General features: G+C 68.8%; 22 protein-coding genes. 3 read left to right on the top strand and 19 right to left on the bottom strand.

What is annotated here, in order from left to right; all coding sequences use genetic code 11:
- The first annotated feature begins 66 nt into the window (after positions 1-66).
- A complete protein-coding gene (lexA, locus tag M8231_RS07055) occupies positions 67-762 on the top strand; it encodes a transcriptional repressor LexA (RefSeq protein WP_249750609.1) in 696 nt (231 codons plus the stop codon).
- Here lexA and M8231_RS07050 read toward each other — a convergent pair.
- Positions 743-2,920, bottom strand: coding sequence for a ComEC/Rec2 family competence protein (locus tag M8231_RS07050; protein ID WP_250202508.1), 2,178 nt, complete (start codon positions 2,918-2,920; stop codon positions 743-745). The genes lexA and M8231_RS07050 overlap by 20 nt on opposite strands.
- On the opposite strand from M8231_RS07050, the gene gltX reads away from it, so the two are divergent.
- Positions 2,919-4,334 (top strand): glutamate--tRNA ligase, encoded by a 1,416-nt coding sequence (gene gltX / locus M8231_RS07045; RefSeq protein ID WP_250202507.1) that lies wholly within the window; start codon positions 2,919-2,921, stop codon positions 4,332-4,334. The two genes, M8231_RS07050 and gltX, sit on opposite strands and share 2 nt — an antisense overlap.
- Positions 4,335-4,400: 66 nt before the next feature.
- Positions 4,401-5,693: a citrate synthase gene (gene gltA / locus M8231_RS07040; RefSeq protein ID WP_249750611.1), complete on the top strand. Its 1,293-nt coding sequence runs from the start codon at positions 4,401-4,403 to the stop codon at positions 5,691-5,693.
- Between the two features lie 64 nt (positions 5,694-5,757).
- Here gltA and M8231_RS07035 read toward each other — a convergent pair whose 3' ends face one another.
- The 18 genes from M8231_RS07035 to dnaE all read right to left on the bottom strand — a co-directional run bounded on the left by M8231_RS07035 (position 5,758) and on the right by dnaE (position 26,048).
- Positions 5,758-6,747: an FUSC family protein gene (locus M8231_RS07035; RefSeq protein WP_249750612.1), complete on the bottom strand. Its 990-nt coding sequence runs from the start codon at positions 6,745-6,747 to the stop codon at positions 5,758-5,760.
- Positions 6,748-6,823: 76 nt separating this feature from the next.
- The gene (lpxB, locus tag M8231_RS07030; RefSeq protein ID WP_250202506.1) at positions 6,824-7,993 is read right to left on the bottom strand and encodes a lipid-A-disaccharide synthase; all 1,170 of its coding nucleotides are present in this window, start codon (positions 7,991-7,993) and stop codon (positions 6,824-6,826) included.
- Complete coding sequence (gene lpxI / locus M8231_RS07025) at positions 7,990-8,826, bottom strand: UDP-2,3-diacylglucosamine diphosphatase (protein WP_249750613.1); 837 nt, start codon at positions 8,824-8,826, stop codon at positions 7,990-7,992. Before lpxI ends, lpxB begins: the two co-directional genes overlap by 4 nt.
- Positions 8,823-9,611, bottom strand: coding sequence for an acyl-ACP--UDP-N-acetylglucosamine O-acyltransferase (lpxA, locus tag M8231_RS07020; RefSeq protein ID WP_249750614.1), 789 nt, complete (start codon positions 9,609-9,611; stop codon positions 8,823-8,825). The genes lpxI and lpxA overlap by 4 nt, the downstream gene beginning before the upstream one ends.
- Positions 9,611-10,075, bottom strand: a complete 465-nt coding sequence (gene fabZ, locus M8231_RS07015) for a 3-hydroxyacyl-ACP dehydratase FabZ (protein WP_249750615.1) — start codon at positions 10,073-10,075, stop codon at positions 9,611-9,613. The genes lpxA and fabZ overlap by 1 nt, the downstream gene beginning before the upstream one ends.
- Positions 10,072-11,085 carry a UDP-3-O-(3-hydroxymyristoyl)glucosamine N-acyltransferase gene (gene lpxD, locus M8231_RS07010; protein WP_249750616.1) on the bottom strand — a complete coding sequence of 338 codons (1,014 nt, stop codon included), beginning with the start codon at positions 11,083-11,085 and terminating at the stop codon, positions 10,072-10,074. Before lpxD ends, fabZ begins: the two co-directional genes overlap by 4 nt.
- A 5-nt stretch (positions 11,086-11,090) precedes the next feature.
- Positions 11,091-11,696 carry an OmpH/Skp family outer membrane protein gene (locus M8231_RS07005; protein WP_249750617.1) on the bottom strand — a complete coding sequence of 202 codons (606 nt, stop codon included), beginning with the start codon at positions 11,694-11,696 and terminating at the stop codon, positions 11,091-11,093.
- 33 nt (positions 11,697-11,729) lie between these two features.
- The gene (bamA, locus tag M8231_RS07000) at positions 11,730-14,144 is read right to left on the bottom strand and encodes an outer membrane protein assembly factor BamA (protein WP_249750618.1); all 2,415 of its coding nucleotides are present in this window, start codon (positions 14,142-14,144) and stop codon (positions 11,730-11,732) included.
- A 29-nt stretch (positions 14,145-14,173) separates the two neighbouring features.
- Positions 14,174-15,391: an RIP metalloprotease RseP gene (gene rseP / locus M8231_RS06995; RefSeq protein WP_250202505.1), complete on the bottom strand. Its 1,218-nt coding sequence runs from the start codon at positions 15,389-15,391 to the stop codon at positions 14,174-14,176.
- 25 nt (positions 15,392-15,416) lie between these two features.
- Entirely contained in the window at positions 15,417-16,613 is a 1,197-nt protein-coding gene (gene dxr, locus M8231_RS06990) for a 1-deoxy-D-xylulose-5-phosphate reductoisomerase (protein ID WP_249750620.1), read from the bottom strand.
- Positions 16,610-17,428, bottom strand: a complete 819-nt coding sequence (locus M8231_RS06985) for a phosphatidate cytidylyltransferase (RefSeq protein WP_250202504.1) — start codon at positions 17,426-17,428, stop codon at positions 16,610-16,612. The genes dxr and M8231_RS06985 overlap by 4 nt, the downstream gene beginning before the upstream one ends.
- Positions 17,428-18,189 (bottom strand): polyprenyl diphosphate synthase, encoded by a 762-nt coding sequence (gene uppS / locus M8231_RS06980; RefSeq protein WP_249750621.1) that lies wholly within the window; start codon positions 18,187-18,189, stop codon positions 17,428-17,430. Before uppS ends, M8231_RS06985 begins: the two co-directional genes overlap by 1 nt.
- 33 nt (positions 18,190-18,222) lie before the next feature.
- Positions 18,223-18,780 carry a ribosome recycling factor gene (gene frr, locus M8231_RS06975; protein WP_249750622.1) on the bottom strand — a complete coding sequence of 186 codons (558 nt, stop codon included), beginning with the start codon at positions 18,778-18,780 and terminating at the stop codon, positions 18,223-18,225.
- A 38-nt stretch (positions 18,781-18,818) separates the two neighbouring features.
- Entirely contained in the window at positions 18,819-19,553 is a 735-nt protein-coding gene (gene pyrH, locus M8231_RS06970; RefSeq protein WP_250202503.1) for a UMP kinase, read from the bottom strand.
- Positions 19,554-19,682: 129 nt separating this feature from the next.
- The gene (tsf, locus tag M8231_RS06965; protein ID WP_249750624.1) at positions 19,683-20,624 is read right to left on the bottom strand and encodes a translation elongation factor Ts; all 942 of its coding nucleotides are present in this window, start codon (positions 20,622-20,624) and stop codon (positions 19,683-19,685) included.
- 143 nt (positions 20,625-20,767) lie between these two features.
- Entirely contained in the window at positions 20,768-21,655 is an 888-nt protein-coding gene (gene rpsB, locus M8231_RS06960) for a 30S ribosomal protein S2 (RefSeq protein WP_249750625.1), read from the bottom strand.
- A 215-nt stretch (positions 21,656-21,870) separates the two neighbouring features.
- Entirely contained in the window at positions 21,871-22,473 is a 603-nt protein-coding gene (locus tag M8231_RS06955) for a DUF4142 domain-containing protein (protein ID WP_249750626.1), read from the bottom strand.
- Between the two features lie 110 nt (positions 22,474-22,583).
- Positions 22,584-26,048 (bottom strand): DNA polymerase III subunit alpha, encoded by a 3,465-nt coding sequence (dnaE, locus tag M8231_RS06950; protein ID WP_250202502.1) that lies wholly within the window; start codon positions 26,046-26,048, stop codon positions 22,584-22,586.
- Positions 26,049-26,154 lie beyond the last annotated feature (106 nt).

Here is a 26,154-nt window from a genome sequence, read left to right as displayed (position 1 = left end):
ACAGAACATCGCCACATGTTCACGGCTCGTTCCGATTCGACGGAAAGAGCGTATGAGGGCCAGGCGATGCTCACGCGCAAGCAGCACGAACTGCTGATGTTCATTCATGAACGGATCCAGGAGACGGGCGTGTCTCCCTCGTTCGACGAGATGAAGGAAGCGCTGGATCTGGCCTCCAAGTCGGGCATCCACCGTCTGATCACCGCCCTGGAGGAGCGAGGCTTCATCCGCCGCCTGGCGCATCGCGCCCGCGCGCTGGAAGTGATGAAGCTGCCGGAGCAGGCCACCGCCGGCGCCCCGCGCGGGCGGGCCGGGTTCAAGCCGGACGTGATCGAGGGCGGCGGTTTTCGCGCCCCGGCGCCCGAACCGGCCAACGACGTTCGCGAACTGCCGCTGCTGGGCAAGATCGCCGCCGGCACGCCCATCGCTGCGATCCAGCACGAGCGAGACCGCCTGCCGGTGCCGGAATCCATGCTGGGCCGGGGCGATCACTATGTGCTCGAGATCGAGGGCGATTCCATGATCGAGGCCGGCATCCTGAACGGCGACCTGGTGGTCATCAGAAAGGGCGACACCGCCCACAACGGCGAGATCGTCGTGGCCCTGGTCGAGGGCGAGGAGGCGACCCTGAAGCGTCTTCGCCGCAAGGGCGCCTCCATCGCGCTGGAGCCGGCGAACCGGAACTACGAGACGCGCATCTTCGGGCCCGACCAGGTCGAGGTTCAAGGCAAGCTGGTCGGCCTTATCCGTCGCTACCACTGACGGGATCGCCGACCGTGCGCGTCCACGGTCGGTCGTCCCGCACATCGGCCGTCCACACCGCCCGCCAGCCTGGCGCCGAGCGGTCTCGCCACAGTTCGACGGCCCCGCCCTTCGCCAGATCGACGCCATCCAGCACCAATCGATCGCGGCAGGCCGGCGGCAGACCCGGAGCCTCAGCGCGCAGGGCGATCACGGGGGCCGAACGACACAGCTTCTCCAGTTGCGTCGCATCCGGCGTTCGACGTCCCCACCACAGAGCGACCGGGGCGGCGTCCGCCGTCGGCGGGGCGCAGGAGAACCGCGCGCAGATCCAGTCCGACGGTCGCTCGATCGGGCTCAGTCCGCGGCGACGCGACCACAGGTCGACCGCATAGGTCCGAACGCCCGGCCGCACGATGACGGCCTGTCGGTCGACCCGGTAGGCGGCGTTGGTCCCGCCTTCTCCGATCCACAGGTCTGGCGCTGGCGGTCGAGGCCAGATCAGGACGGCCGCCGCCATGGGCAGGCCGGCCCACCGCAGTCGTCCGGTCCACAGGCACATGAACAGGACGCCGACGAACGCGATGGGCAGGACGAAGTCCGGCGCGCTGGAGACGGATTTGACCGCCCCAGGCAGGCCGGCGGTCCATTCCCCGATCGCCAGCATCGTATCGACGCCCCAGCCCGCCACGGCGAGGAAGGGCCCGCCCAGGCCCAGGGGCTCCAGCGCGGCCCCCAGCGCCAGCGCCGGCATCAGCACGAAGTCCGCGACCGGCGACGTGCCCAGATTGGCGATCAGCCCGTACATGGCGGTCCGATTGAAGTGCTGCATGGCGAAGGGGCCGGTCGCCATGCCCGCGACCAGGCTGGCCGCCACCGCCGCCGTGATCCAGGTCGCGAACCGCTGCATCGCGACGATGGGCAGGGGCGCGGAAATCTCTCGCGTGCGCTTCGGCCAGGCCTCCACCAGGGCGATCAGGGCGGCGGTGGCGGCGAAGGACATCTGGAAGCCCGGCGTCATCACCGCCTCGGGCTGGATGAGCAGGACCACGAAGGCGGCGACCGCCAGACCGTGCATGGTCACGGCCTGCCGATCCAGCAGAATGGCCAGGAATGCGATGGAGGCGGTGATGGCGGCCCGTTCGGCCGGGGCGGGCGCGCCGGACACGACCAGATAGGCGCCCACCGCGGCCAGGCCCGCCGCGGCGGCGATCTTCTTGCCCGGCGCCCGCAGGGCCAGCCAGGGCCAAGCCGCCACGCCCAGCCGCACGGCGAAGAAGACGAAGCCGCCCACGATGGCCATGTGGAGGCCCGAGACCGACAGAATGTGCGCCAGGCCGGAATCGCGCATCACGTCCAGGTCGGCGCGGCTGATCCAGGTTTCGTGACTGGTGACCATGGCCGCCGCGACCCCGCCGGTGCGCTGGCCCAGCCGCTCCACGATCCGTTGGGCCAGGGCGTAGCGGGCGGCGTTGATCCGCATCGCCAGTCGAAGCCGCCAGGGCGGTTCCTCAAGCTGGGCCGGGCGGGTGGGCAACAGCGCGAAGGCGACGCCGCCCATGCCCTGGAAGAAGGCGTTGCGCGCGAAATCGTAGGCGCCCGGGCTGGCCGGCGCGGGCGGCGGGTTCAGGACGGCGAACAGACGGATCGGCGCACCGGGCGGCGGCGGTTCGCCCTTGACGGTCGCACGCAACCGCACCGGCGTCGCCTCGGGCGCCAGGCCGCGTATGCGGACGGGGGCGATGACGACCCGATGACCGTTCTCGCCGGGGCTGTCGACATCGACGACCCAGCCTTCGATGGTTGTCGGTTCCGTCATCGCCGGCGCGACAGGGGCCGCGACGACGAGCGTGCGCGCCTTGGCGGCGCACAGCCCAAGGGCGAAATAGGCGGCCAACAGGATGGGCAGCGTCCAGCGGCGCGACAGGCCGGCTCGTCGCGCGGTCAGCCGCAGCGCGAACGCGGCGCCGCCGGCGACCAGCAGCGGCCACAGCGGAGGCTCGACCCGAAGCGCGAAGTAGGCGGCGCACCCGCCGCCGAAGGCGACCGGCGTCCACAACCGCCAGCGCAGCGTCTGGGCGTCGACCTCTTGCTTCAGCCACGCCCGCAATCGGGCCAGGGGGGTAGGCTTTGCCGCGACGGGGTTTATAAGGGCCTCGCTTACGGACCCCTCCCCCATGACCTCCCCCTCCTCCACCGTCGTCACGCGCTTCGCCCCCTCGCCGACCGGCTACCTCCACATAGGAGGCGCTCGCACGGCGCTTTTCAACTGGCTGTATGCGCGCGCACACGGCGGACGTTTCCTGATCCGCGTCGAGGACACCGACCGGGAACGCTCGACCGAGGCCGCCGTGAAGGCGATCTTCGACGGTCTGAGTTGGCTGGAACTGTTCGGCGACGAGGAACCCGTCTTCCAGTTCGCCCGCGCCGATCGGCATCGCGAGGTGGTCGATCAGCTGCTGGAGTCGGGCCACGCCTACCGCGACTTCACCTCGGCCGAGGAGACCGGGCGTCTGCGCGACGCCGCCAAGGCCGAAAAGCGCGCCTTCGAGTCGCCCTGGCGCGACCGGGAGCCGACGGTCGATGATCTGGCCCTGCCCCACGTCGTGCGTTTCCGGCGCCCGCTGGCGACGACCGTCACCGTGGCCGACCAGGTCCAGGGCGACGTCAGCTGGTCGACCGAGGATCTGGACGACCTTGTCCTGCTGCGCTCCGACGGCGCGCCGACCTACAACCTGGCCGTCGTCGTGGACGATCACGACATGGGCGTCACGCACGTCATTCGCGGCGACGACCACCTGAACAACGCCGCCCGCCAGAGCCTGATCTACGACGCCCTGGGCTGGACGCGGCCGACCTTCGCCCACATCCCCCTGATCCACGGCCCGGACGGCGCCAAGCTGAGCAAGCGGCACGGGGCCCAGGCGGTCCATGAGTACGCCGAGATGGGCTATCTGCCCGAGGCGATGCGCAACTACCTGGCCCGCCTGGGCTGGTCGCACGGCGACGACGAACTGTTCAGCGACGAACAGGCCATCGCCTGGTTCGATTTCAAGGGCGTCGGCAAGGCTCCCGCCCGGCTGGACTTCGACAAGCTGGCGCACGTCAACGCCCACTGGCTGCGGCTGGCCGAGGACGAACGTCTGGCCAAGCTGGCGCTGGACGTGCACCTGGCGCGCGGCCACGCCCTGCGCGAGGACGACGAAGGCCGCCTTCAGCGCGCCCTGCCCTTCGTCAAGGATCGCGCCAAGACGGTCCTGGACCTGGCCGACCAGACGGCGTTCGTCCTGAAGTCGCGGCCTCTGGCGCCCGACGAAAAGGGTCAGGCGCTGCTTAGCGGCGAGACGCTGGACCGCCTGGGACGATTGCGCCACCGGCTCGCCCTGTTCCAGTCCTGGGACGTGTTCGCCCTGGAGGCCGAACTCAAGGCCTTCGCCGAGGACGAGGGCGTCGGCTTCGGCAAGATCGGCCCGCCGATGCGCGCCGCGCTTACCGCCGGGTCAACTTCGCCCGACATCGCCAGAACTTTGGCCGCCCTTGGGCGCGACGAAAGTCTCGGGCGCTTGGATGATGCGTTGCAACAGACTAAGTGACACCCACAAACCAAAGAGCGCCCGACGCCTCCCCGCGCCCGGACGTCATATTGCAAAGGGGCATTGATGACTGACCAAGCCAAAACCGCCACCCTCGAATTCGAGGGCAAGAGCGTCGATCTGCCGATCCTGTCGGGTTCGACCGGTCCGGACGTGATCGATATCAGGAAGCTCTACGGCGGCACGGGCGCCTTCACCTTCGATCCCGGCTTCACCTCGACCGCCTCGTGCGAGTCGGGTCTGACCTACATCGACGGCGACGCGGGCGTCCTGCTTCACCGCGGCTACCCGATCGACCAACTGGCGTCGAAATCGAACTTCGTCGAGGTCTGCCACCTGCTGCTGCACGGCGAGCTGCCGACCGCGGCGCAGTACGAGAAGTTCGAAAACAGCATCACCGTGCACACGATGCTGCACAGCCAGTTCGACCGCTTCTTCGAGGGCTTCCGCCGCGACGCCCACCCGATGGCCATCATGGTGGGCACCGTCGGCGCCCTGTCGGCCTTCTATCACGACAGCCTGGACATCCACGATCCGGTCCAGCGCGACATCTCGGCCATCCGCCTGATCGCCAAAATGCCGACCATCGCGGCCCGCGCCTACAAGTACCACATCGGCCAGCCGTTCGCGTCGCCGCGCAACGACCTGTCCTACGCCGAGAACTTCCTGCGGATGTGCTTCGCCGTGCCGGCCGAGGACTATCACGTCGATCCGGCCCTGGTGCGCGCCATGGACCGAATCTTCATCCTGCACGCCGACCACGAGCAGAACGCCTCGACCTCGACCGTCCGCCTGGCCGGTTCGTCGGGCGCCAATCCGTTCGCCTGCATCGCCGCCGGCATCGCCTGCCTGTGGGGCCCCTCGCACGGCGGCGCCAACGAAGAGGCGCTGACCATGCTCAAGGAGATCGGCACGCCGGACAAGATCCCGGAGTTCATCCAGGGCGTGAAGGACCGCAAGTTCAAGCTGATGGGCTTCGGCCACCGCGTGTACAAGAACTACGACCCGCGGGCGAAGGTCATGCAGCAGTCGGCCTATGAGGTCCTGGCCGCGACGGGCCGCGAGAACGATCCGCTGTTCCAGGTCGCCAAGGAGCTGGAAAAGGTCGCGCTGCAGGACGAGTATTTCACCTCGCGCAAGCTGTTCCCGAACGTCGACTTCTATTCCGGCATCACCCTGTCGGCGATGGGCTTCCCGACCACCATGTTCACCGTCCTCTTCGCCCTGGCCCGCACCGTGGGCTGGATCGCCCAGTGGCAGGAAATGATGGCCGATCCGTCGCAGAAGATCGGTCGCCCGCGTCAGCTGTACACCGGCCCGACCGAGCGCGATTACCTGCCGATCGACCAGCGCGGCTGATCCTCTCGCCGGTCTATGGATTGAAAGGACGCCGGGTTCGCCCCGGCGTCCTTTTTGTTTGGCCTCAGGCCAGATGCAGATCGACGAACCGCTCGCTCAGGTCATCCAGGTCGCGGAACATGTGGGCCAGGCCGATGGCCGCCGCTCCGCGCGCGATGTCGCCGGCGTCCTCGGCCGGCCCCAGCGCCAGGGCGACGTCAGGCTGGCCCAGCGCGTCGCCAGGATGGCCGCGCGACAACGCCTCCAGACGCGCCACGGCCCTTTCGGCGGCGGTCTTCCACGGCCCCAGCCGCGGCCCCGCGTCCTCCGTCTGGAACCCGCGCCCCAGGATGACGATGTCGCTGCGAACCCGCCAGAACGCCCGCACCAGGGCGGCGCGATCCGCCGTCTCGCGCTGCGGGCCGGGAAGGTCGATCACGTTCTTGGCCGCCTGCCCCAGCGTATCCAGCCGCCGCTTCAGATCGGTGTGCCGCCGCGCGATCTCGGCGGCGTTCGCGGGGTCGCTATCCAGCACCAGTCCCAGCAGGGCCGCCGCCTCGGCCGCCGCGTCGCGCGCCTGCAGTCGAAACGTCTGGCGCGCGTGGCGAGGAAACAGCAGCAGGATGGAGACCACCCCGACGCCGCTGCCGACCAGGATCTCCAGCATCCGGTCCAGGGCCAGGGAGGCCGGACCGTCCGGCCCCGCCCCGCCGGCGATGACGATCGCGGCCGTGACCGGCGCGACCTTCAGCCAGGGCCGGCCCGCGCCGAAGAACGCCAGGATCGCCGTGGCCAGCGCGATCGCTCCCGCCAGGCCCGCCATGCCTTCCGGCCGGATAAAGGCCACGGCCGCGCCGAGCACGGCGCCGGTTGCGGTTCCGATCGCCCGGTCCCGCGCCACCGTCAGCACGCCGCCGCCGACGCTGGCCTGGATCACCACGATGGCCGAGATCACGCTCCAGTAGGGGTGCGGCAGACCCAGCGCCGTCGCCAGATAAAGCGCCGCGCCCGCGCCGGCCGCCATCTGCAGGGCCGCCCGCGCCTCCGCCGCCCTGCGCGGACTCAGCCCCCGCATGGCGCCGTCCTCCTGTCGTCGTCGATCGTCATCCGTGCAAGATGCAGCCTGTCGCGCCGAAAGGCCACCGAACGGCTCAGGCGCGCGCCTTGTCCGCCACCACGCGCAGCACGGCGTCGGCAGCCAGTTGCGACGGATCGGCGCCGCCCCGGCCCATCAGGTTCAGCGCCTCGGTCTGGCGGCGGGCCTGTTCGGCGGCGGCCTGGGGGTCGCGAAGCAGCCGCCCCACGGCCTGGGCCAGCGTCGGGGGGTCGGCGTCGCCTTGAATGAACTCTGGGGCGATCCGCTGGTCCGCGGCGATATTGAACAGGGTGATGTGCCTGGCCGTCACCAGCCGCTTCATCAAGGCGTAGCTCAGGCCGTCGATCCGATAGGCGATGACCATGGGCGCGCCGGCCAGGGCCAGTTCGGTGGAGACGGTGCCGCTGGTGGCCAAGGCGGCCGTGGCGGCCTTCATCGCATCGTATTTCTCGTCCTCGCGGACCAGATGCACGCGCATCGGCCAGGCCGACACCCGACCCGAGACGTCGTCGGCCACCGTCCCCGCCGCCACTACGGCGACCTCGAGATCGGGCAAGCCCGCCTTCAGCGTCCGCACCGTCGCCTCGTAGACCGGCGTCATGCGCCGCACCTCGCTGGGACGGCTCCCCGGCAGCACCAGAAGCAGGGGCGCATTCGCCGCAACGCCGTGCCGGGCCCTGAACGCCGCGCCGTCCGCCCCGCCCATGTCGACGTGAAGGGCCGATGAGCCCACCACGGTCGTCGCCAGGCCTTCCCGCTCGAACCAGGGCGCGTCGAAGGCGTAGAGCGCCAGCAGGTGGTCCACGGCGCCGGCCAGGGTCCGGGCGCGGCCCGGGCGGGACGCCCAGACCTGCGGCCCGACATATTTGATCAGAGGAATATGCGGCTGGGCGGCGCGGATCGCCTTGGCGACCCGCACGGTGAAACCCCAGCTGTCGATCAGCACCACGGCGTCGGGCTTTTCGCGCGCCGCCAGGGCGGCCGTCTGCTCGACCCGGCGCTTGACCTTGCCATAGGCGCGCAGGCCCTCGACCCAGCCCAGGATGGACAGTTCGGCGATGTCGAAGGGGCTGTCGACGCCTTCCGCCGCCATGCGCGGACCGCCGACGCCGACGAAGGTCACGTCGTCCCCCAGCCGCGCCTTCAGCGCCTTGGCCAGGCCGGCGCCCAGGGCGTCGCCCGACGCCTCGGCTGCGACCAGCATGATCTTCAGCGGCCGGCTCATCGCGTCTCGCCCCAGACGAACAGGCCCAGGCGGTCGGCGGTCTCAATGACGGCGGGACGGTCGATCAGGATCAGGCGCCCCGAAACGCCGCCGACGCCGGCCAGCCCCGCGCGGGCGGCGTTCTCGAGGGTGCGCGGGCCGATGACGGGCATGTCGACGCGCAGGTCCTGGATCGGCTTGGGCGCCTTTCCCAGCGCGCCCCTGGCCTGGCCGGGCCTGCCGCGCAGGTCGGCCGGCAGAGCCGCCACGCGGTCCAGCATCGCATCGGTGCCTTCCTGCGCCTCGACCGCCAGGACCAGGCCGTCGCAAACGACTGCGCCTTGGCCGATATCAAATTCTCCTGATTTTTCCGCGATATGAAGCGCCTTCTTCAGGTCCGACATCTGTTCGGCCGTCGGCGTCACGGCGCCCAGCGCGCCCGCAGGCAGGGTCTCGCCCCCCAGGATGTCGTCGGCGCCCTCGACGGCGAAACCTTCCGCCTCGAACACCGAGAGGATCTTCCTCAGCAGGGCGTCGTCGCCCTTGGCCGCCGCCGCCACGATGCCGGGAAGCAGGGACGCGCCCTTAAGGTCCGGCTTCAAGGTCTTGAAATCGGGGCGGTTCACGATCCCCGCCAGACAGACCGCGGCGCAGCCGCTTCTTTTCAGCGCCTTCAGGATCGCGCCGATCTGGGCCATGCCGAAGTCGTCGCCCGGCCAACGCGTCAGGTGCGGATCGGCGAACCCTTCCAACCGCACGACATACAGGTCGCGCCCTTCCGCATCGCAGCGCTGGGCCACGGCCTGGGGCAGGTCGCCGCCGCCGGCGATCAGGCCCAGCTTCGGCCGGGTCATTCGGCGTTCGGCAGGCACAGCGGTCGCCGCCCGCCCTCGCGGATGAAGGTGACGATCTCGACGATCTCGGGCAGGTCGGCATAGCGCTCGGCCACGCCGTCGATGCGTCCGGCGAACTCGCCCTCGCCCTCGAACAGTTCGCGATAGGCGGCCAGCAGACGGCGGATCTGGTCCTTGCCATAGCCCTTGCGCTTCAGACCGATCAGGTTCAGGCCGCGCAGCCGCGCATGGTTGCCCCACGCCGAACCATAGGGGATGACGTCGCGCGTCACCGCCGCCAGGCCGCCGATGATGGCGCCCTGCCCCACGCGGCCGTTCTGGTGCACTGCGCACAGCCCGCCCAGGAAGACCTTGTCCCCGACCTGGGCGTGACCGCCCAGGGTGGCGTTGTTGGCCATGACGACATTGTCGCCGACCACGCAGTCGTGCCCGACGTGAGCGCCGGTCATGAACAGGTTGTGGGAGCCGACGCGCGTCACGCCCGTCCCTTGCGGCGTGCCGCGATTGAAGGTGCAGTGCTCGCGGATCAGGTTGTTCTGGCCGATCTCGAGGCGGACCGGCTCGCCCTTGTATCCGTTGTGCTGCGGGTCGCCGCCGACGGCGGCGAACGGATGGATGACCGTTCCGGCCCCGACCGTCGTATCCTGCTGGATCACCACGTGGCTGACCAGTCGGACGCCCTCGCGCAGCGTCACGTTCGGCCCGACCGTGCACCACGGCCCGACCTCGACCCCGTCGGCCAGGGTCGCGGAGGCGTCGATCAGGGCGGTCGGGTGGATGGTCATCAGGCGGCGGGCTCCGCCACCGTCACGACCATGGCCATGAACTCGGCCTCGGCCGCCAGCTTGCCGTCGATGAAGGTCTCGCCGCGGAACTTGTAGGCGTCGCCGCGCGCCTTGATGACCTTGACCTCCATGCGCAGCTGGTCGCCCGGCCGCGCGGGCTTGCGGAACCGCACGCCGTCGATCGACATGAACATGATGACCTTGTCCGCCACGGCGACATCCAGCGTCTTGGACATCAGCAGCGCCCCGGTCTGGGCCATGGCTTCCACGATCAGGACGCCCGGCATGACGGGATCGATCGGGAAATGGCCGGGAAAGAAGGGCTCGTTATGGCTGACGTTCTTGATGCCGACGATCGACGTCGCCGGCACGAAGGCCTCGGCCTTGTCGACCAGCAGGAACGGGTAGCGGTGCGGCAGCCGCCGCATCACCTCGGCGTAGTCGATATTGACGGTCTCGCTCATGATTCCCTCGGCCCCTTCCTGGAAGCGGCCTGTTTGGCGAGCCAGACCGTCTCGCGCAAGAACTGACGGATCGGGCGCGCGGGATAGCCCGACCAGGTCTCGCCCGCCGGAATGTCGGCCAGAACGCCGGCGCCAGCCGCGACGCGCGCGCCTTCGCCGATGGTGATGTGGTCGCCGATGCCCGCCTTGCCGCCGAAGATGACATTGTCGCCCACCGTGACAGAGCCCGAAATGCCGGTGTTTGCGACCAGCAGGCAGTTGCGTCCGATGACGCAGTTGTGGCCGACCATCACCAGGTTGTCGATCTTGGTGTTCTCGCCGATCACCGTGTCGTCGTAGGCGCCCCGGTCGATGCAGCTGTTGGCGCCGACGGTCACGCCGTCCTGCAGGATCACGCGACCGAGCTGGGGAATGTCCATCACGCCAGTGGCGGTCCCGGTGGCGCCGAAGCCCGCCTCGCCGATGCGGGCGCCGGCGTACAGCTTCACCCGGTCTCCGATCAGGGCGAAGCCCACGCTGACGTTCGAGCCGATGACGCAGTCGCGGCCGATCTGCACGCCCGGACCGATGACCGTATTGGCCCCGATGCGCGATCCGCGACCGATGCGGACGCCCTGGCCCAGGATGACGCCCGGCTCGATCACCAAGGTGTCGTCTTCCGCGGCCTCCGACGCCGACGCTGCGCGATCCAGCGCGATGGTTCGATGAAGCATCGCGGACGCCTGGGCCCAGGCGGCCTGGGGCGTGCGGTGCGAAATGACCGCCGATCCCGACGGCGCGGCGGCGACCGCCTCGGCCGGCGTGATCACGCAGTCGGCGCGGGTCTCGGCCAAGGCCTTGGCGAACTTGCGGTCGCCGAGAAACGCGATCGCGCCCTCGCCCGCGGAGGACAAGGGCGCGACGGAACGCACCATCCGCTCCCCGCCCCTTTCGACCGTTCCGCCCACTCTCGCCGCCAGGTCGGCGACGCTCAGCGGCGACAGGGTCTCGAAGAAGCGGGGATCGGGCATCGGCCTTAGTTGGCCGCGGCCGGCTGTTGCTGCTGCTGGGCCGGAACGGCCATGCGGTTGAAGCTCAGCGTCGGCAGGGCGGTGTTCAGGCGCTGGATGACCAGGTCCGTCACGTCATGGGCCGGGTTCATCATGAAGACGCTTTCGCGGTCCAGCATCAGGCCGCAGCCGCGCTCTTGATAGACCTGCACCAGGATCGGCGAGACCGCCTCGGTGATCGCCTGGCGCTGCATGGCCAGGGTGTAGCGCAGTTCGTTCTCGCGGGTGGCTTCCAGCTGCTGGGCCTCCTGGGCGCGCTGTTGCAGGGCCTGGCGGCGGCGGTTCAGTTCATCGGGCTGCAGGGTGGAGCCCGAGGTCTGGAGCTGCTGGGCCTCGGTCTGAAGCGCGGTGGCGTAAGGCTGCAGTTCGGTCTGCACTTCCTGGGCCAGCTGCTGCATCCGCGTTTCCACGGCCTGGCCGACCGACGACTGCGCGAACAGGCGGGCGTTGTGATAGACACAGACGCCGGGGATCTGCGGTCCCGGGTTCTGGGGCGTGGTCGCCTGCTGGGCCGAAGCGGCCGTGGCGATGAGGGAAGCAGCCGCGGCAGCGGCGATGGCGATGGTCTTCATGGTCTTCCTCGTGCGGTCTGACAGGCGCCGCGATTAGAACTGGGTGGAGGTCGAGAAGCGGAAGGATTCCGTCTTGTCGTAGTCTTCCTTGGCGAGAACCTTGGAGATGTCGAAGCGGATCGGCCCCATCGGCGAACGCCAGTGGATGCTGAGACCCGCGGACGCCCGCAGGGACAGCTCGTCGGCGATCGTGGGGTCCACCGTCCCGGTCGAGGTCAGCTTGTAGCGATCGTCCAGAACGCCCAGCGTGCCGAAGTCGGCGAACAGAGAGGTCTTGATGCCGTATTGCTCGGGCAGATAGTTCGGCAGGGTCAGCTCGACCGTGCCGATGGCGTAGAAGTTGCCGCCCAGGGCGTCGGTCGTGTCCAGGTCGCGCGGACCCATGCCGGCGGTCTCGAAGCCGCGGAAGCTGTTGCCGCCCTTGAAGAAGCGATCGTTGATGCGGATCGGGTCGCCGTTCCAGCCGCTGACATAGCCGGTCGAGCCCTGGAGGCTGACGATCCAGTTCGGCGTGATGCCGTAGTAGTAGCTGGCGTCCGCCTCGGTGCGGATGTAGTTCACGTCGCCGCCCAGGCCGGCGAAATCCTGGCGCAGGGATCCGGCCCAGCCGCGTGTCGGGCGCACCGGATCGTTGGTCCGGTTCACCTGCAGGGTGTAGCCCACCGACGAGTTCAGATAGCTGCCCACCTGGTCGCACAGCGCCGAGGAGCCGAAGCCGCCGCTGGTGCAATAGCCGCTGGGCACGATGATCTCGTCGCTCTTGAGGAAGTAGCGGGTGCTGAACAGGGTATAGCCGTTCAGCGGATAGCTGAGACGCAGGCCGCCGCCGGTCGAGCGGTAGTCGTAGGACGAATATTCGCTGAGATCGTAGCGCGAGTGGAACAGGTCGAACCCGGCGCGCAGGTCGCGGCCCAGGAACTTGGGCTCGGTGAAGCGGAAGTCGACCTGCTGGCGCAGCGATCCCCATTCCAGGCGCGCCACGACGTTCTGGCCGCGTCCGCGGAAGTTCCGTTCCGAGATGCCCAGGTTCACGGTGAAGGAGTCGACCGAGCTGAAGCCGGCGCCGACGGACAGTTCGCCGGTCGGCTGTTCCTGAACGTTGACGTTGATGACCGATCGGTCGGGCGCGCTGCCGCGCTCTTCCTGGACGGTGACGTCCTTGAAGAAGCCCAGGGCGCGCAGGTTGTTGCGCGACCGCTCCATCAGCGCGCGGTTGAAGGCGTCGCCTTCGGTCAGCATCAGTTCGCGCCGGATGACCGGGTCGATCGTGCGGGTGTTGCCCACCACATTGATGCGGTCGACATAGACGCGCTGGCCTTCGGACACGTTGAAGGTGACGTCCACCGTGTCCGTGTCGGGATTGGCCCGATAGGTCGGATTGATCTCGACGAAGGCGTAGCCCGCCGAACCCGCGGCGAACGTCAGGGCGTCGACGGCGCTCTCGATCTTGTCGCTTTCGTACAGGTCGCCGCTGCGGATCGGCACCAGCGCCTTGAGGAAGTCGGCGTTCAGGCGGTCGTTCTCGGTGACAACGTTCACCTCGCCGAAGTTGTAGCGGTCGCCCTCGTCCATCGTCAGGGAGATCTGGAAGGCCTGGTCGTCAGGCTGCAGCTCGGCCACCGACGACACGATGCGGAAGTCGTAATAGCCGCGGTTGGTGTAGAACTTGCGCAACTGCTCCTGATCGTATTCGAGACGATTAGGATCGTAGTTGTCGTTGTTGGAGAAGAACTTCCACCACGTGGACTTCTCGGTCACCATCACGCCGCGGATGTCGCGATCCGAATAGGCCTCGTTACCCAGGATGTTGATCGCGCTGATGCCGGTCTGGCGGCCTTCGTTGATCTCGAAGATCACGTCGACGCGGTTCTGCTCCAGCTGGACCAGCTTGGGCGTGACCGTGGCCGAGATGCGGCCCTGCAGGCGATACAGTTCGACGATGGCGCCGACGTCTTCCTGAACCTTGGCGCGCGTGTAGATGCCGCGCGGCTTCAGCGTCACCTCCTCGGTCAGCTTGTCCTGCGACACGGCGCTGTTGCCCTCGAACACCACCTGATTGATGATCGGGTTCTCGACGATCTGCACGATCAAGTCGCCGTTCTGGACGCCCAGTTGAACGTTGGCGAACAGGCCGGTGCGCGACAGGGTCCGCACCGCCACGTCCAGCGTCGCGGCGTCCACCGTGTCGCCCGGCCGGATCGGCAGATAGGACAGGACCGTGGTCTGGTCGATCCGCTGGGCGCCCTGCACCACGATGCGGTTGACCACCAGCGATTCCGGCGCGGCGATCTCGACGCGCGGCGGCTGTTCGGCGGCCGGCTGGGCCGGAGCGGTCGCCGGCGCCGTCTGGGCCATCGCGGGTGCGCCCAGGCCCGCGGCGACGAACAGCGCCATCAGGCTGGAACGGGCGCTCAGTCGAGCGGCGGCGCGGGTCTTCATGTCGATCATTCGGGAAACCATCGGGGGCTGGCGTCGGCTCAACTGACGAGCCCGCCGAGGAATTGGAAGAGGTTGAGCTTCTGCAGGTCGTTCCACGTCGCGAACAGCATGAATCCCGCCAGCAAAGCAAGCCCGACCCGATAGCCCGCCTCCTGGAACCGGGCCGCGACCGGGCGTCTCGCTACCGCTTCATAGGCGTAGAAGACGAGGTGGCCCCCGTCCAGCACAGGAATGGGCAACAGGTTTAGAAAGCCGATTCCGATCGAAAGTATGGCGGCCAGATTGATCAGCGTCAGCCCCAGGTTCAACGCCGTCGCCCGGGGATCGGGATTGGCCTGAACCGCCATGTTGGTCAGCGAGCCGCTGGCCTTGGCGATGCCGATGGGACCGCTCAGCTGGTCGCCGGATTCGCGGCCGGTCAGCAAACGCCCGAGGTAGGTGACGGTCGATCCGATGACGTCGGCGGTCTGTTGCGCGCCCGCGCCGATGGCCGAGATCGGGTCGTATCGCACATGGCGGATGTCTTGGCGCCGCGCTTCCAGAAGCACGCCGATCCGGCCGATCTGGATGCGTCCGGCGATCGGGTCGTTCTCCATCCGACGCTGGGGCGTGGCGACCAGTTCGACCGGCGCGCCGTTGCGCTCCACGGTGAACCGCAGCGGGTCGCCGCTGCTCAGCATGACGGCGCGCGTCACTTCCGAGGAGTCCTCGATGCGGCGGCCGTCGACGGCGGTGATCAGGTCGCCCGGTTGAAATCCCGCCGCGGCCGCCGGCGATCCGGGCTGCACCTGGCCCACCCGCGCGGGCGTCATCTGCGCGCCCAGCGTCATGAACAGGATGGCGAAGATCGTGATGGCCAGGGCGAAGTTGGCCAGCGGCCCGGCCGCCACGATCAGCGCGCGCTGCCACACCGGCTTGAAATGGTAGTAGTCGCGCACGGCCGCCGGTCCATGCTGGGCCACGACCCGCTGGCGCAGTTCGGCCAGACCCGCCTGATCCGGAACGCTGGAGGCGTCCAGGTCGCCGGAAAACTTCACATAGCCGCCCGCCGGGATCCAACCCAGTCGCCATTCGATGCCGTGACGGTCGGTGCGGCTGAACAGGGGGCGGCCGAAGCCGATGGCGAAGCGATCCACCTTCACCCCGAACGCCCGCGCCACCAGGAAATGGCCCAGTTCGTGGATGGTGACGATGAACGTCAGCACCAGCAGAAACGGCACGATGTACGTCAGGACCTGTCCAAGGACGCTTAGCATAGACAAATGGTCTCCCCGGAAGCCTTCACGCCGCCTTGGCGAGGTCGGTGATGATGGACCGGGCCAGTCCGCGGGCTTGCGCATCGACCGCAAGGGCCGCCGCGCAGGCGTCGCCGGAACCGAAGGTCATCCCCGACTTCGTCGCTCGCTCAAGGGTTTCAGCGACGACTGCGGCAATATTGAGAAAGCCCAGCTTCCGGTCAAGAAACGCCAGGGCGGCGATTTCGTTGGCGGCGTTGAATACCGCCGGCGCCGCACCGCCCGTGCGCAACGCCTCGCGCGCCAGAGCAAGCGCCGGAAACCGGTCTAGATCGGGCGCCTGGAACGTCAGCCGCCCCAGGGCGGCCAGGTCCAGCCGCGGGGCCGGCCAGGCGATCCGGCCGGGCCAGGCCAGCGCGCAGGCGATCGGGGTGCGCATGTCCGGCGGCCCCATCTGCGCCAGGGTCGATCCGTCCACATATTCCACAAGGCTGTGGATGATGGATTCGGGATGCACCACGACGTCGATGCGGTCCTGCGGCATGTCGAACAGGTAGGCCGCCTCGATCATCTCCAGGCCCTTGTTGGCCATGGTGGCGCTGTCGACGGAAATCTTGGCGCCCATGCTCCAGTTCGGATGGGCCACGGCCTGTTCCGGCGTGATGGCCGACATCCTCGCGGCGGGGGTTTCACGGAACGGACCGCCCGACGCGGTGAGGACCAGCCTGGACACGCGGTCGGGCGCCTCGGCCGGGAACACCTGGAAGATCGCCGAATGCTCCGAATCGACCGGAATCAGGCGACCGCCGGCGGCGCGCACCCGCTGGATCAGCGCCGGACCGCAGCAGACCAGGCTCTCCTTGTTCGCCAGGGCCAGGACGGCGCCGGTCCCCGCCGCCGCCCAGGCCGACTTCAGGCCCGCCGCGCCGACGATGGAGGCCATGATCCAGTCGGCCGGACGCAGGGCCGCCTCGATCACGGCCCCCTCCCCGGCCGCGGCGGCCACGCCCGTTCCCCTCAAGGCGTCCTTCAGGGCGTCCAGCCGCGTCTCGTCCGCCGTCACGGCGATCTTGGGCCGCCAGCGCCGGGCCTGCTCGGCCAGCCGCGCGATATTGGCCCCGCCGGTCAGGGCCTCGACCTCGAAGGCGCCGGCGCCCGTCTCCTCGGCGCGCGCCATCAGGTCCAGCGTCGAGGAGCCGACCGAGCCGGTCGAGCCCAGCACCGTCACGCGCCGCCGGATCATCCGCCGCGCTCCAGCATCAGCACCGCCAACCGGCCCACCGCCACCACGACGACGGCGAACATCAGGCCGTCGACCCGGTCCAGCAGCCCCCCGTGCCCGGGGATGGTGTTGCCGGCGTCCTTGACCCCGAACCGACGCTTCAGCGCCGACTCCCACAGATCGCCCCCCATCGTGGCCAGGGCGGCGGCCAGGCCCAGGATCGCGCCCCAGAAGACGGTCAGGCGGCCCATGTCGACCCAGGCCGCCATGACCGCGCCCGCGACGGCGCCGGCCACGATGCCGCCGACGAAGCCGGACCAGGTCTTGTTGGGCGAAAAACGCGGCCACAGCTTGGGGCCGCCCACGGTCGATCCGACCAGATAGGCCAGGATGTCGGCCGACCAGGCCACGGCGAACACCAGCACGGTCCAGTGCAGGCCCACGGTGCTGTCCACGTCGCGCAGCCAGATCAGCAGCACCGCCGGCCAGCCGAGGTAGAGCACCCCATAGGCGGCGTCGAGCGCCTGCTGCCCCCGGCTTCGCGCATAGACGCCGGCGGCGGCGGCGCCGAAGACCAGCATGATGAAGGCCACCGCCATCGCCCCGAAATGCGCGCTGACGACCGAGGCGACCAGGCCGAAGGTGACCGCGCCGCCCATCAGACGCCGGGCGTGCGGCGCGCTCATCGCCGCCCATTCGAAGGCCAGGACCACGCAAGCGGCCACCATCAGGGCCAGGAACCACACGCCTCCGGCCCAGGTCGCGGCCACGGCGGCCGGCGCCAGAACCACGGCCGAGGCGGCGCGCAGGCCGATATCGCGTCCCCGGACCGCCATCAGGCCGTCACGCGTTCGGCCGGGACCTCGCGCCCGCCGAAGCGACGGTCCCGCCGTCGATAGGCGTCCACGGCCTCGGCCAGAGCCTTGGGGCCGTAGTCGGGCCACAGGATGTCCTGGAACACCAATTCGGCGTAGGCGGCTTCCCACAGCAGGAAGTTGGACAGCCTCTGTTCGCCAGAAGTCCGCACGATCAGGTCCAGCGGCGGCGATCCGGCCGTTGCCAGCCCCGCCTCGATGACCTTTTCGCTGAAGGGCTCGACCGTCTCGCCGGCCAGCAGTCGTTCGGCGTGGCGGCGCGCGGCGTCGACCAGATCGGCCCGCCCGCCGTAGTTGAAGGCGACCTGCAGCAGGAAGCGGTCGTTGTGCGCCGTCTGCGCCTCGGCGCGGACGATGATCTCGGCGATGTCGGCCGGCAGGCCGTCGCGGCGCCCCAGCACGCGCAGCCGCACGCCGGCCTTCTCCAGCCGCTTCAGGTCGCTAGCCACATAGGTCCGCACCAGGCCCATCAGGTCGGACACCTCGTCCTCGGGCCGGCTCCAGTTCTCGGTCGAGAAGCCGAACACCGTCAGGCAGCCGATCCCCAGACCGGGAGCGGCCTCGATGGTGCGTTTCAGCGCCTGGACGCCTTCGCGATGGCCCACGGCGCGCGGCAGGCCGCGGCGCTTGGCCCAGCGGCCGTTGCCGTCCATGATGATGGCGACATGGCGCGGGCCGTCCGCGCCCGTGAGGCTTTCCGGACCTGAAGGCGCGGCCGTCATGCGATTGTCGATCCCTTCAGGTCCACGGCCGCCTCAGACCTGCATGATCTCTTGTTCCTTGGTCTTCAAGGCCTCGTCGATGCGCTTGATGGCCGCGTCGGTGTCCTTCTGGACCTCGGTTTCCATGCGCTTCTGATCGTCCTGGCTGATCTCGCCCGCCTTCTCGGCCTTCTTCAGGTCGTCGTTGGCGTCGCGGCGCACGTTGCGCACGGCGATCTTCTGCTGTTCCGCATACTTGCCGGCCAGCTTGACCAGGTCCTTGCGGCGTTCCTCGGTCAGGGGCGGCACGGGGATGCGCAGGGTCTGGCCGTCGACGATGGGGTTCAGGCCCAGGTCGGCCTGACGGATGGCCTTCTCGACCGACACCACCATGCCCTTGTCCCAGACGTTGACGGTGATCATGCGCGGCTCGGGCACGCTGATGGCCGCCACGGCGTTCAGCGGCGAGGTCGAGCCATAGGCCTCCACGCGGACGGGCTCCAGCAGGCCGGCGTTGGCGCGGCCGGTGCGCAGTCCGCTGAACTCTTCCTTCAGGGCCGCCACGGACTTGTCCATGCGGTCGCGATAGCTTTTCAGGTCTGGCTTGGCCATGTCGTTCTCTCTCGTCGTTCCTGGTTCGTGTCGGACGCTCAGGCGGCGTCCTTGATGACCGTGAAGGTGCCCTCGCCGGTCAGCGTCCGCCGCAGCGACTTGTCCTCCCGGATCGAGAAGACCACGATCGGAATGCCCGTGTCGCGCATCATGGCGATGGCGGAGGCGTCCATCACGCGCAGATCCTTCGCCAACACGTCCTGATAGGTCAGGGTGTCGTAGCGGGTCGCGGACGGGTCCTTCTTGGGATCGGCGGTATAGACGCCGTCGACGCTGGTGCCCTTGAGCAGGGCGTCGCAGCCCATCTCCGCCGCGCGGAGAGCCGCCCCGGAATCGGTCGTGAAGAAGGGCGCGCCCACCCCGGCGGCGAAGATCACCACGCGGCCCTTCTCCAGATGCCGCAGCGCGCGGCGACGGATATAGGGCTCGGCGATCGCGGCCATCGGAATGGCGCTCTGCACGCGGGTCGAGACGCCGATCTTCTCCAGCGCCGACTGCATGGCCAGGGCGTTCATCACGGTGGCCAGCATGCCCATGTAGTCCGCCTGGGCCCGTTCCATGCCGGCGGCCGCCTTGGACAGGCCGCGGAAGATGTTGCCGCCGCCGATGACCAGGCAGATCTCCACGCCTTCGCGCACCACCTCGGCCACCGCCTGGGCGATCGTGTCGACGGTCTTCATGTCGACGCCATAGGGCTGGTCGCCCATCAGCACCTCGCCCGAGACCTTGAGCAGGACGCGTTTGTAACGAAACTCGGAAGGGGCGTCGGGCATGCGGGAAAAGGTCCGTGTACTGCGGCGCCGCTGAATCGGGCGGCCCCTTATAGACGAAGGGCGCGCCGGCCATCAAAGCCGAACGCGCCCTTCTTGAACAAAACCCTCACGAATGAGGGCGATGGCGGCTTACTGGCCGCCCATCATCGAGGCGACTTCCGAAGCGAAGTCCGGGCCTTCGACCTTCTCGACGCCTTCGCCCAGCGCCAGGCGGACGAAGCCGGCCAGGTGCAGGTTCGAGGAGCCCAGTTCCTTGGCCGAGTTGGCGACCAGCTGTTCGACGGTCACGTCCGGATCCATGACGAACGGCTGCTTGGACAGCACCACGTCCTTCTGGAACTTGTTGATCTGGCCTTCCACGATCTTGGCGATCATGTTCTCCGGACGGCCTTCTTCCTTGGCCTTCTCGGTCAGGACCTGACGTTCCTTCTCGATCGCGGCGGGGTCCAGATCGTCGGTGTTCAGCGACAGCGGCGAGGTGGCCGCGACGTGCATGGCGATCTTGCGGCCCAGCTCGCGCAGGGCCGTCTTGTCGCCCTCGCCGTGCAGGGCGACCAGCACGCCGATGCGGCCGACGCCCGGCGACACTGCGTTGTGGACGTAGGTGGCGACGACGCCTTCCTCGACCGACAGGCGGGCGGCGCGGCGCAGCTGCATGTTCTCGCCGATGGTGGCGATCATGTTGGTCACTTCGTCCTGGACGGTCTTGCCGGCTTCCAGTTCGGCGCCGTGCAGCGCCTCTACGGTGTGGTGCTCCAGGCCCAGCTCGGCGAAGCGCTTGGCGGCGTTCTGGAACAGCTCGTTGCGGGCGACGAAGTCGGTTTCCGCGTTGAACTCGATGGCGGCGGCGACTTCACCCTTGCCGTCTTCCTTCGAGGCGACGGCGACCAGGCCCTCGGCGGCGACGCGGTCGGCCTTCTTGGCGGCCTTGGACAGGCCCTTGGCGCGCAGCCAGTCGATCGCGGCGTTGATGTCGCCGTCGTTCTCCTGCAGCGCCTTCTTGCAGTCCATCATGCCGACGCCCGAACGCTCGCGAAGCTCCTTCACGAGGGCGGCAGTGATCTCGGCCATGTTCTTCTCCTATGGGATCGTATGCGGGAACGGCCGGACTGACTTAGCCCGGCCGTGTGTCAGTTCAACGCACGGCCTCGGTGGCGCTCAAGTCGCGAGCCGCCGCGCGGCAAGCGTAGCGCGCCAGAAAGACCGTCGGGCGATCAGCCCGTGGCCTTCTCGGTCTCGACGGCGTCCAGCGCCTCGGTGTTGGCCGACGCGTCGTCCGAAGCCAGCAGCTCCTCGGCCGCGCCTTCCGCACCGGCCGGAGCCGCTTCGGCTTCAGCCTTGGGGGCCGAGGCTTCGCGCAGCATCGGCTCGACCGGAGCTTCCGAAGCGCCCAGGTCGACGCCCGAGGCCGAGGCGCCGGCGGCCAGGCCGTCCAGAACCGCGTCCGCGATCAGGTCGCAGTAGGTCTGGATGGCGCGCGCGGCGTCGTCGTTGCCCGGCACCGGATAGGTGATGCCGTCGGGGTCCGAGTTGGTGTCCAGGATGGCGATGATCGGGATGTTCAGCTTGCGCGCTTCCTGGATCGCGATCGCTTCCTTGTTGGTGTCGATCACGAACATGATGTCCGGGATCGAACCCATGTCCTTGATGCCGCCCAGCGAGAGCTCCAGCTTGTCCTTCTCGCGCTGCAGGGTCAGCAGCTCCTTCTTGTTGCGGCCCTCGCCGCCCGTTTCCACGATGCCTTCCAGCTCGCGCAGGCGGGCGATGGAGCCCGAAACGGTGCGCCAGTTGGTCAGGGTGCCGCCCAGCCAGCGGTTGTTCATGTAGTATTGGGCGCAGCGCTTGGCGGCTTCGGCGACCGGCTCGGCGGCCTGGCGCTTGGTGCCGACGAACAGGACGCGACCGCCCTTGGCGGCGACGTCGCGCACGGCGACCAGCGCCTGGTGCATCAGCGGCATCGTCTGCGACAGGTCGATGATGTGGATGTTCGAGCGCGAGCCGAAGATGTAGCGGTCCATCTTCGGGTTCCAGCGGTGGGTCTGGTGGCCGAAGTGGGCGCCCGCTTCCAGCAGGGTGCGCATCGAGAATTCAGGCAGAGCCATGATCGTTCAGTCCTTTTTCCGATCAACGTGGCGCGGGCGATAAAAGGACCAGCCGGCCCCTCGGAATGGAGCGGATCGGGATGTCTCCCCGAAACGCGCCTCGCCCGCGTTGCGAAATGCGCGGGCCATGTAGGCGGGATCGGACCAAAAGGCAAGTGGCGCGAAAAGGGCGGCCCCGCGGGACCGCCCTCTCCTGCCGTCTCTCGTCGCGCCGGTCAGCCCATGGCGTCGAGCAGTTGCTGGGCCCGGTCACGATGCTGGGTGACGGTCGGGACCAGTTCGCGCGCCAGGGCGGCCAGGGTCGGCGCGTCGGCGTTGTCGGAGAAGCCGTTTAGCAGCGTCAGGGTCTCGTTGTGGGCGGCGACCTGCTGCTCCAGATAGACCTTGTCGAAATCGCCGGCCGAAGCCGCGTTCAGATTGTCGATCAGGCCCTGGCGACGTTGGTCAAGCGTAGTCGGCACCGCGACGTTCGGCGCGGCGGTCGGGGCGGTCGCCGACAGCTTCTCGCCGGCGCGGGTGTGGTCGGTCCGGATCATGGCGGCCAGCGCCTTGACGTCGGCGTTGGTCGATTTCGCCTGGGCGATCTCGGCGGCCTGCAGCTCATACATGTTGCCGACCGCCAGGTTGGTGACGAATCCTTCGACGGTGTTGGTGCCCATGGTGGCGGCCGAGGTCTGGCCGACGACGCCCGAGGTCATGTCCTGGGTGGCGTTGACCGTCTCTTCGGCGTTCTGTTGCGCGCTGTCGCCGCCCTGGCCGCAGGCGGCGAGGAGCGCGGCGGCGGAGGCGATGCTGGCGATGGCGGTGATCTTCATCATTGGAACAGTCTCCCTGGTGAGACCCTAAAACCGCTCACGCGCACGTGAGGTTCCGATATTTCAGAAGCTTAGCCGTTACGCCGTCGCGCCTCAGGGTCACGGGCGGGCCGTCAGGCGTCCTCCAGCATGACCACGCCAGGCGCGGACTTCAGCGCGCCGCGCAGCGCCCCGTCCAGGCGATAGCGGCCCGGAAGCCGGATCTCGGCCTCCCGCCCCTGGTCCAGACCGGCGATCATCAGCCAGATTTCGCCGCCCTTGCCGATGGCGCCGGACCGCGCCCGTTCCAGCCGCGCCTTCAGCGCCTCCGCGTCCGCGGTGCGGGCCGAAACATGGACGCGCAAGGCCATGTTGGCGTCGTCCAGCAGATTGTCCATCTGCGAGGCGTCGTCGCCGAAGAAGCGCACCTCGCCGTCGGACGCCTTGGCGCGGACCCGCACCATCACCGAGGCGCCCGGCTCCAGCACCTCGCGGCAGCGGCGCAGCTGCTCGGGCGGGAAGAGGCATTCGAACTCGCCCGTCGGATCGGAGAAGGTGACGAAGGCGAACTTTTCGCCGGTGCGGGCGCTGGCCCGTTCCTGGCGACGGCGCACCACGCCGGCCATCTGGAAGGCCTCGTGCCCGCTCTCGGCCAGAGGCAGGGCTTCGGCCACGAAGGTCACGCGCTTGCGCTTCAGGGCCTGGGCCATGTCGTCCAGCGGGTGGCCGGACAGATAGAAGCCCACCGCCGACAATTCCTGGTCCAGCCGGTCCGGCCCGACCCAGGGTTCGACGCTCTTCAGGCGCGGGCGGCCGGCGTGGGCCTGGTCGCCGCCGAACAGATTGACCTGGGCCGAGGCGCGTTCGGCCGCCACGCTCTGGCAATAGGCCATCAGGACGTCGGCCTGTTCGACCAGCTGGCGGCGGTTGGAATGCAGGCTGTCGAAGGCCCCGGCCTTGGCCAGGCCCTCCAGCGCCCGCTTGTTGACGCAACGCGGATCGACCCGTTCCAGGAAGTCGAAGATGTCGACGAAGCGGCCGCCCTGCTCGCGCACCTCGATGACGTGGCGCATGGCTTCCAGGCCCACGTTGCGGATGGCCCCCAGCGCATAGAGGACCGCGCCCCTGCCGTCCTCCCACGACACGTCGAAGTCGGCCGAGGAGCGGTTGATGTCGGGCGGCAGCACGGGCACGTCGAACCGCTTGGCGTCCTGGTAGAAGACCGCCAGCTTGTCGGTGTTCGACAGGTCCAGGCTCATGGAGGCGGCGAAGAACTCGACCGGATGATTGGCCTTCAGCCAACCGGTCTGGAAGGAGATCAGGGCGTAGGCGGCGGCGTGGGACTTGTTGAAGCCATAGCCCGCGAACTTGGCCACCAGGTCGAAGATGCCGCCGGACTGCGCCTCCGAGACGCCCTTTTCCGAGGCGCCCTTGATGAAGCGCGCCCGCTGGAAGTCCATCTCCTCCTTCTTCTTCTTGCCCATGGCGCGACGCAGCAGGTCGGCCTCGCCCAGGCTGTAGCCGGCCAGGATCTGGGCGATCTTCATCACCTGCTCCTGGTAGATGATGACGCCGTAGGTCTCGGTCAGCACCTCCTTCAGGCTGGGGTGCAGATAATCGACCTCGGCCCTGCCGAACTTGCGGTCGATGTAGGTGTCGATCATCTCCATCGGCCCCGGCCGATAGAGGGAGATCAGGGCGGTGATCTCCTCAATGGAGCCGCAGCGCATCTTGCGCAGCGTGTCGCGCATCCCTTGGGATTCCAGCTGGAACACCCCGACCGTCTGGCCCGAGGCCATCAGCTCATAGGTGCGCGCGTCGTCCAGCGGCAGACCGTTCCAGTCGGGCGCGGCCCCGCGTCGCTCCAGATAGCCCCGCGCGCGGTCCAGCGTGGTCAGGGTCTTCAGGCCCAGGAAGTCGAACTTCACCAGGCCGGCCGGCTCGACCCACTTCATGTTGAACTGGCTGGCCGGGATGGTGGAGCGCGGATCCTGATACAGCGGCACCAGCTCCGTCAGCGGCCGGTCGCCGATGACGATGCCGGCGGCGTGGGTCGAGGCGTTGCGGTAGAGCCCCTCCAGCTCCAGCGCCGTCTCCAGCAGGGTCCTGACCGCCGGCTCGGAATCCCGCGCCTCCTTCAGCCGCGGCTCCAGGTCGATGGCCTGGGCCAGGGTGACCGGGTTGGCCGGATTGTTCGGCACCATCTTGCAGAGCCGGTCGACCTGGCCGAGCGGCATCTGCAGCACCCGGCCGACGTCGCGCAGCACCGCGCGCGCCTGCAGGGTGCCGAAGGTGATGATCTGGGCGACCCGGTCCTTGCCGTAATGGGCCTGGACGTAATCGATCACCTCTTCCCGACGTTCCTGGCAGAAGTCGATGTCGAAGTCGGGCATGGAGACCCGCTCGGGATTCAGGAAGCGCTCGAACAGCAGGCCGAACCGCAACGGGTCCAGGTCGGTGATGGTCAGCGACCAGGCCACCAGCGACCCGGCGCCCGAGCCCCGCCCCGGCCCGACCGGAATACCGTGCGCCTTGGCCCATTTGATGAAGTCCGAGACGATCAGGAAATAGCCCGGGAACCCCATCTGCTGGATGATCCCGACCTCCCATTCCAGGCGGGCCCAGTATTCCTCTTCCGGGACCGCGGGCGTCACCTGGGTCAGGCGGGCCTTCAGACCCTCGCGCGCCTGGTGGGCCAGTTCGTCGGGCTCTGAACGGCCCGCGCCGGTGTCGAAGCGCGGCAGGATCGGCGCGTGGGTCTTCACCAGGAAGGCGCAGCGCCGCGCGATGTCGAGGGTGTTGTCGCAGGCCTCGGGCAGGTCGGCGAACAGCTCGCGCATCGCCTCGGGCGGCTTGAACCAGTGCTGGCCGGTGATGCGGCGGCGGTCGTCCTGGCCGGTGAAGGCGCCGTCGGCGATGCACAGCAGGGCGTCGTGCGACTTCGCCTGGGCCGCCTTGGCGTAATAGACGTCGTTGGTGGCGACCAGGGGAACGTCGTGGTCGTAGGCCCAGCGAACCAGCCCCGGCTCGGCGCGCTTTTCATCGTCCAGGCCGTGACGTTGCAGCTCGACATAGAAGCGGTCGCCGAAGGCGGCGTGCATGGCCTGGAGCGCCTGGGCGGCCTCGGCGGGCTTGTTCTGGGCGAACAGCGGGTCGACCGGGCCGTCCGGTCCGCCCGACAGCAGGATCAGCCCCTCGGCGCGGGCGGCCACCTGATCCCAGGCCACGCCCGGCTCGGCCATGTCGCCGGCGTCCAGATAGGCGGACGAGGACAGGGCGCACAGGTTCAGCCAGCCGGTCTCGTTCTGGGCCAGCAGCACGACGGTCGGCGTTTTGGCCCAGCGGGCGTTGATCCGTCCGCCGATCCCGACGACGGGAAGCGCGCAGGCCACGATGGGCTGGACCCCGACGTCGCGGGTGGTCTGGCTGAACTCCAGGGCGCCGAACAGATTGGCCCGGTCGGCCACGGCGACGGCGGGCATCCCCGCATCGGCGGCCATCCGGCCGATCTTGCCCGCCTTGATCGCGCCTTCCAGCAGCGAATAGGCCGAGCGGACCCGCAGATGCACGAACCCCTGACTGTTCACCGCCTCGCTCACCGAACCTCCGACCGACATCTTCGCGGGATCGCGACGATCATCCTGACCCGAGTCTCACATCATGCGGCGTCGGAACATCGCAAACCGACCGAGGCCCGCCGTGGGC

The sequence above is a fragment of the Brevundimonas albigilva genome (genome assembly GCF_023573565.1).
Lineage (GTDB): Bacteria > Pseudomonadota > Alphaproteobacteria > Caulobacterales > Caulobacteraceae > Brevundimonas > Brevundimonas albigilva.
This window is presented reverse-complemented; position numbering and strand designations above follow the sequence as displayed.